Annotated in this window: 2 protein-coding genes and 1 pseudogene; all 3 read right to left on the minus strand. The window is 63.5% G+C overall.

Annotated features, from left to right (window positions below; genetic code table 11):
• Positions 1-171, minus strand: a pseudogene (locus EN994_RS36385) (DUF2497 domain-containing protein); the annotation flags it as partial.
• A 215-nt stretch (positions 172-386) separates the two neighbouring features.
• Positions 387-1778: a TolC family outer membrane protein gene (locus EN994_RS25920; RefSeq protein WP_063168121.1), complete on the minus strand. Its 1392-nt coding sequence runs from the start codon at positions 1776-1778 to the stop codon at positions 387-389.
• A gap of 181 nt (positions 1779-1959) precedes the next feature.
• On the minus strand, positions 1960-2628 hold the full coding sequence (locus tag EN994_RS25925) for a protein-L-isoaspartate O-methyltransferase (RefSeq protein ID WP_024503837.1): 669 nt from the start codon (positions 2626-2628) through the stop codon (positions 1960-1962).
• Between the last annotated feature and the right edge of the window lie 110 nt (positions 2629-2738).

The following is a 2738-nucleotide window of genomic DNA, read 5'->3' on the forward strand; positions in this document are numbered from 1 at the left end:
TTCCACGTCGGGGGCTGCATAGGCGCTCGACGCGCGCTCCAGATCCTGGCTCAGCTCATCGGCGTCGCCCGGCTGCTTGCGGCCGCCGTCGCTGTCCTCGATGATCCGCCTGATGGAAGCCAGTATCTCTTCCATGGAAGGTTCGCGCTGTGCGCTGCTTGCCGTTGCCATCGTCACATCCGCCGCCCTTGTGACCCCTGTTGGGTTTTCCGCTCCGGCAGAGCCGGATCGAATCATGGCCACAGCGTAACCGACGGATCGCCGCACGAGAATCCCCAATCTGGGGACTTGTGGGATTTCAACAGATTAGCGCCATCTGAACCCGAGAGCCGCAGCGCGAAAGATCCTGCTCAAGCAGGGAACACGGCCAGTTCAGGCCGAACGCCTCAGCGGCCGTCCGGCGTGCGCAGTCCGTACCACTTGTCCTTGACCGCGTTGTAGTGCTCTTCAGGCTTGTATTTCGCTACCTGCAAGCCAAGGCGGTCGACGGACAGACGGCCGGTCGCCTGCAGGATGGCGTAGCTCGCCACCACCACATCGTGTTCGTAACCGGCCTGGTTGATCTGGGCGGTGATGACCGTCGCCTGCGCATTGAGGACGTCGAGCGTGGTGCGCTGGCCGACATTGCGCTCTTCGATGACACCGTTCAGTGCCAGCTTCGCGGCTTCGATCACTTGCCTGTTGGCCGTCAGCTGCTGCTGCGCGGCGGTGTACTCGGTCCAGGCGGCGGTGACGGCCTGGCGCACCTGGTCGCGGCTGACATCGACCTGGATGCGGGCCTGGCTGAGCGATTCCTTGTCCTGGCGCACGATCGCCGAGGTGCGGCCACCCGAATAGATCGGGATGGTCAGCGTTGCCCCGACACTGGCCGAATTGGTCGTGCCATCCTGCGAACCGACACCCGGCAAAGGCGAGGTATTGCGATAGGCGCTCGAAACGCCGGCGGAAGCCGACAGCTGCGGCAACAGCGCACCTTCGGCCGACTTCACCGAAAACGCCGCGGCATCGACCAGATGCTGCGTGGCAAGGATGGCCGGATGCTCGTTCGAGGCCACCCCGACGGCGGCGGCGAGGCTCGACGGCAACAGCTTTGCCACCGGCGAAGCGCCCTTGAGTTTGCCCGGCTCGTCGCCAACGATCTGGCGATAGAGCGCCGCACTTGCCAGCGCCTGCGCCCGGGCAGCACTCAGCGACGCCACCGCGGCGGCGCGCGAAGCGTCGGCCTGGGCGACATCGGTGCGCGTGCCTTCGCCAACTTCGAAGCGCGAACGCGCCGCGCGCGCCGTTTCGGTCAGGAACTGCAGGTTCTGCTCGGTCAGCACGGCGACCTGCCGGTCGCGAATCACGTTCATATACGCTTGCGCCGCGCTGAACAGGATGCCCTCTTCAGTGTTGCGCAGGCTTTCGACCGAGGCCCGGACCTGCGCTTCGGCGGCAGCGACATTGTTCCTGGTCTGAAAGCCGTCGAACAGCGTCTGGTTGATCTGAACGCCAAAATTGCCGGTGGTCAGCCGCACGCTTGAATTGGTGCCGTTGAGATGGCTGCTCGAATAATCGATATCCGCCGAGCCGGTGACAACCGGGCGGTAGCCCGACTTGGCGATGGCGACACCCTCGTCGGTGACGCGAACGCCGGCACGGGCCGAATTCAGTGAAGAATTGTACTGGTAGGCCTTTGCAAGCGCGCCGGAGATGGTTTCGGCTGAAGCGGCCAGTGGGGACAGCATGGTCGCCGAAACGAGGACGGCGGTGAAAAGTGACTTGCGTAAAGACGGCACGGTTAAACCCTCATTCGTTTTCCATGGGAACCGCGCCGCGCCTGCTTCTCTCATAGATCAGCCGGCGCCGCGTGTTCGTGTTCCCTGCTGCTCACCCCCAAAGTGCCCCCAGTTTGGCATCAGCAGCGATCGTTCAAATGCAAGCGACCATGACAAAGCCTCTGCTGCAAGGCCAAATCATTCAGAATTCGAAAGCACGAATGCGTTCAAACCCCGGTAGTGGCTTAATTGCCGCATTAAATGCACGTCTTCCGGTTACAACCCCCCCGGCCTTGAAAAAGAGACGGGCCACGCCGGAATTGCCCTGCCCTTCGACGGCGACGAGTCGGCCGCCTTCGGCAAGCTGGTCGAGCAACGGGGCCGGCACTTCCGCGACACTGCCACCGATAAAGATAACATCATAAGGCGCCTTGGCGGCATGCCCCTGCGGCAACGCGCCCTGGACGACGGTCACATTGCCGCAGCCAAGCGACGAAAGCGTCGATCTGGCGGTTTCCGCCAGCGCCGAATCGTTTTCGAGCGCCACTACGGACCCGGCCAGCCGCGACAGGATGGCCGAGGCGTAGCCCGTTCCGCAACCGACATCGAGCACCGAATCGGTCGGGTTGATCTCGGCCAGCTGGATAAGCTTGGCCAACGGCGACGCTTCCATCAGGTAGCGCGAACCGTCCGCGCCGGCTGCAATGCGGATGTCCTCGTCGATATAGGCGAGATCGCGCTGGGCGGCGCCGACAAACATCTCTCTTGGGACGACAAGCATTGCATCGAGTAGCGGCGCGCTGGTCACATCTGTGGTGCGGACCTGGCCGTCGACCATCTTGACGCGTAGTTCGGAGAAATCAGCGCTCATGTCCCAACCAGTCCGCTTGCCGCGCCAGAACCGCGGTCCATTGTGTCAGGAACTTCAGGCCCCCGCGCGGCAGCGCAGGGGCCTGAAGTTCCTGACACAATGGACCGCGG

Source organism: Mesorhizobium sp. M7A.F.Ca.CA.002.09.1.1 (assembly GCF_003998555.1).
Lineage (GTDB): Bacteria > Pseudomonadota > Alphaproteobacteria > Rhizobiales > Rhizobiaceae > Mesorhizobium > Mesorhizobium ciceri.